This is a genomic window from Acidocella sp. MX-AZ02 (assembly GCF_000306035.1).
Taxonomy (GTDB): domain Bacteria; phylum Pseudomonadota; class Alphaproteobacteria; order Acetobacterales; family Acetobacteraceae; genus Acidocella; species Acidocella facilis.
The window spans coordinates 123,119-126,982 of the sequence record NZ_JH976208.1 but is presented as its reverse complement, the minus strand read 5'-3'; the positions used below and the strand labels follow the sequence as shown (position 1 = coordinate 126,982).

Annotated in this window: 2 protein-coding genes; both read right to left on the bottom strand. The window is 67.7% G+C overall.

The features are described 5' to 3' along the window. On the bottom strand, positions 1 to 2,620 hold a 2,620-nt coding region (gene tssM / locus MXAZACID_RS08845; protein WP_008493927.1), incomplete at its 3' end, for a type VI secretion system membrane subunit TssM. A 7-nt stretch (positions 2,621 to 2,627) separates the two neighbouring features. Further along, positions 2,628 to 3,864: type IVB secretion system protein IcmH/DotU (icmH, locus tag MXAZACID_RS08840; RefSeq protein WP_008493926.1), on the bottom strand; the 1,237-nt coding region annotated here is incomplete at its 5' end.

The following is a 3,864-nucleotide window of genomic DNA, read 5'->3' as shown; positions in this document are numbered from 1 at the left end:
CGTTGATGAGGTTGAGCGTGAGGCTCATCGGCGAGCCGGCGCCGCCGCCGACATAATTGATCAGCGGCGCGTAGTAATTATCCACCTCGGACCCAAGGGCGGGACCGCCGCTGGCCGTGGCCGCGCCCATCAGCCCTTGCAGCGCCGTGGCATCCGCATTCAACGCCGCCGCACCGGGGATCTTCGAGGTCGCGGCCGGCTTCGGCGGTTCGACGCCCTTGGAGAGCTGCAACTGCGTGGTGATGCTGGCCAGCAGACGCTGCATCGGCGATTGCGGGGAGCCGAGGATGTAGAGCGTCTGCACCGCCTGGCCGATATTGGTGGCCGGCTTCAGGTTCAGATCGCCCAGCATCGCGTTCCACTGCGCCTCGTAATCGGCCTCATAGAGCTTGATGACGTTCTGCTCCAGATTCTGCATGTCCGGACTGGACGGATCGACCTGCTGGCCGGGCCCGAGCACCCAGCTCTCATCCGCGACATCCTTGGTGGCGTGGGTGAGGGCCGGCAGCAGCACCAGCTGGAAGCCTTTCAGCGTGTAGAAACCGGGCACGCCCTCGGTCAGCGGCTTGCCGGAGGCGCGGGTGAAGAGCGGCACGCCGGCCGCCCCCATCGCCGTCGCCGGCACCCAGGCGGGCACGGCGGCGGCGGCCTGGGAATCGCGGATGCGCGAATAGACGCGCTCCGCCACCGAGACCCGGCTGAAGGTGGCGCGGGCGGCTTCCACCAGCGCGCCATCCAGCGGCACCTGCGGCAGCGGGGCGTTCAGCATCGCCACCAGATGCTGCATCAGATCCTCGCGCGCATCCTGGTTGGCGATGCCTGGATAAAGGCGCTGCCAATCCAGCTTCATCCAGGCTTCGACGAGGTTTTTGTCCATCGGCCCCTGCCCGCCCAGCATCAGATAGACGCGTGTGGCCTGGTAGAGGAATTCCGGCTTGTCGAAGCCGCCGCGCATCTCCGCTTCCAGCTGCAGGATCAGCCGTGGCAGCAGGATATTATCCAGCGCGTTGGCGTAGAGCGTGTTGGCACCGGCGCTGAGCTTGGGCGCCTGATTCAGCCCCAGCCCCATCGCGCCATGATCTGCCGTGTCGCCAGCGCCGAAGGGCATGGCGCGGGCGGCATCCAGCAAGGGCAGCACGGTTTGCAGGTTCGAATCCTGAACCGGATCCAGCTGCAGGCTCTTGGCCGCCTGCTGGTAATTGGCCACCGCCTGGTCGCTGGCGGCAATCGCCGCCTGGTTATGGGCGCGGCTGAGCAGGAACCCGCCGAGCAGCCCCAGAAACACGATGCCAACAGCGCCATAGCCCGCCGCTTGCAGCAGGAGGCGCCGGCGGCGCTGAGCCGGATTCTGCCCGGCCAGCATCGCCTCGCCGAAAATCACCTCCTGCAGCAGGCGGGAGAGGAAATAGCTGCGGCCGGAGGCGGCGCGCAGCGAGGGGGCGCGGCGCTGATCGATGCCGAAGGCGCGGGTGAGCGCGCCGGTCAGCCGGTCGATCGGCGTGCCCTCCTGGGTGCCGGAGGTGAAATAGACACCGCGCAGATAAGGGGCGGGGTCCAAAGCCGAGCCGCCAAAGGCCTCGGCCAGGAACTCGTTCAGCGGAGCTTCCAGGCTCGCCACCTGGGTGGGGAAGCCGGCGATGAGGGCGCGGCGCTCCGGGCTGCGCTCGCGCTGCAGCAGATCGATCAGCCGTTCATCCAGGCGCTGCACCAGCAGCTTGAACTCGGCATCGAACTGCGCCACCGCATTGGTGTTTTGTGCCGGGAAGGTGGTGCCCCAGACCTGGGCGCGCTTTTCCTGGTCGAGATCGTCGAAAAACTCGGTGAAGCCGGCGAGCAGATCCGCCTTGGTCAGCAGCGCATAGACCGGTAGCTTCAGATCCAGCCGGGCGGTGAGCTCCTTGATGCGGGTGCGGATGGCGCGGGCATGGGCCAGGCGCTCCTCACGCGGCGCGGCGGCGATGTCGGCCAGCGAGATCGCCACCACCACGCCGTTCAGCGCCTGGCGCTGGCGGGTGCGCTTGAGCAGGTCGAGGAAGCCCTCCCAACCGGCTTTGTCGGTGGCAGCGTTGGAATCCTGGGTGGTGTAGCGCCCGGCGGTGTCGATCAGCACCGCCTGCTCGGTGAACCACCAGTCGCAAAGCCGGGTGCCGCCGACACCGGCCACCGCCCCCTGCCCCAACTCCGCCGCCAGCGGGAATTTCAGCCCGGCATTCAGAAGTGCTGTGGTCTTGCCGGCCCCTGGCGGGCCGATGATCACGTACCAGGGTTGCTCATAGAGATAGCCGCGCGAGCCGCTGGCCTTGCGCAGCAAGGCGAGGGATTTTTTCAGCTTCTCGCTCAGCGCCGCCAGCTCTTCCGCCGCCGCCTTGTCCTGCGTGGCCGCCCCGGCATCCGCGACACCGGCGGCCAAAGCCGCGTCACGTGTCTTGCGCCGCCGGTCCAGCAGCAGATTGGCGCCGAGCCAGACCAACAGAATGACCAGAATGATGACCAGCCGGACGATGATGCCGGCCAAAGCGTGAATGAAGGGCGCGAAGAACCACACCAGAGCCGCCAGCACCAAGGCGGCGACGAAGCTCAAAACCCAGCGCGACGCCAGAAAGCCGAGAATTTTTTTCATGGCGATGTCAGTTTCCCGAAGGGTGGTTCAGCACGATTTCGATGCGCCGGTTCTGCGCGCGCCCCGCCGCGCTGGCGTTGCTGGCGACAGGGTCGGCATCGCCCATGCCTTTCGCGGTGATCCGGCTCTGGTCGCCGATGGTCTGGTCCAAAATCGCCGCCGCCGCCTGCGCGCGCGATTGCGAGAGCACGAAGTTGGAGGGGAATTGCAGCGTGTGGATCGGCTGGTTGTCGGTATAGCCGGTGACGACGACCGTGCCGGTTTCCTTTGCCAGCGCCTGGCCGATTTTCCGCAGCAGCGGCACATCGGTATCTTCCACCGTGGCGCTGCCGGAGCCGAACAGGCCCTGGTTGTTGATGCGCACGATCGGCTGATGGGTGGTGCCCAGCACGCTCACCTTGCCGGCGGCGATTTCAGGCTGCAGGAAGCCGGAGAGACGGTCCAGGATCGTCGGGCCGATGGGCGCGGGCTCGGCCGGGGCGACCACCGGCTGGGCGCGGACGATCTGCGGCATTTGCGGCAGCGGCGCGCTCACCTGCGCCTGGAAGGCGGCGTCGGACTTGCCGGAGAGCGAAAACAGGCAGCCGGCATAAACCAGCCCCAGCACACCCAGCGCCACGATGGCGACCACCCAGACCGGCACGCCGAAGCGGCGCGGCTTATAGCCCGCCGCAACACCTTGCCAATGCGGGGAGAGCGCCGGATCTCCCGGCGGGTTTTGCCGGCGCAGCACCGCGTAGGTTTCCTCGCGCAGCCGGTCGATCTCGGCCGGGCCGCGCGGGGAGAGCCGGTAGCGGCCCATATAGCCAAGCGACAGGCAGAAATACATCAATTCCAGAACCGGCAGGAAATTGCCAGGATTTTGGCGGATCTGCGCCATCACGTCGAAGAAGCGCTCGCCGGAGCGGACTTCCTGATGGAAGGTGGAGACCAGCGAGCGCTGCGCCCAGGCCCCCTGGCTACCCCAGGGGGTCGCCAGCACCACGTCATCCAGGCTGGCGCAGAGGGCGTAATGCGCCGGGCGGAGCTGCTCCATCGGAATGTTGCGCGCCCGGGCGGTTTCCTCGAAACGGCGGATTTCGCGCACGGCGCGCTCGCGCAGATCCCCGGAATCAGGCGCCTGCAGCGTGTTGCGCAGCCGCGCCAGCAATTGCAGCAAGGGGGCGGCGGCGGCGATCAGCGGCGCGCCGCCCATGGAGATCGTCTCCGGCGCATCCGCCGGCAAGGCGGCGGCGGGGGCGCTG